Raw genomic sequence first — 376 nt, 5'->3', positions numbered from 1 at the left:
CCCCTCGGCGGCGGCGCGGCCGTGCCAGATGCGGGAAGCGTGATGGGTGTGCAGGGTCAGCGACATCGCGCTGCGCAGGGAGCCGAGATTCAGTTGCAGAGGTTCATTGGTTGCCATGGTGTCCGCTCGTTGTTGGAAAAGGAGCGGCCAGCTTCGGCAGGAAGCGGAAGGCAGTCAGTCAAGAATCCGAATCCCGGCGGGCCCCGGTTTAGGGCGCGGCGGTTGCATGCGGCGCGAGCTATCCCCAGGGGATAGCTCCATGGAGCGTCAACGAACGCTGCACGCCGGGATCAGGGTAGGCAACACCGATGCTGCGGCAGATGGTCGATCCCAGGCCTGCGACAACTTGGCGTTGTGCCCAGCAGCGGAACTATCC

The 376-nt window shown here is 64.9% G+C and carries 1 protein-coding gene; it reads right to left on the bottom strand.

Annotation, left to right across the window (positions count from 1 at the left end; all coding sequences use genetic code 11):
• Positions 1–117 (bottom strand): AcaB family transcriptional regulator (locus tag HX812_RS31975; protein ID WP_178949173.1); only part of this gene is annotated, 117 nt, incomplete at its 3' end.
• Positions 118–376: the final 259 nt, after the last annotated feature.

Source organism: Pseudomonas sp. IPO3749 (assembly GCF_013386605.1).
GTDB classification, from domain to species: Bacteria; Pseudomonadota; Gammaproteobacteria; order Pseudomonadales; family Pseudomonadaceae; genus Aquipseudomonas; species Aquipseudomonas azotoformans_A.
Note: the sequence above shows the minus strand (reverse complement) of the source record. Positions and strands in the feature narration are given on the sequence as shown.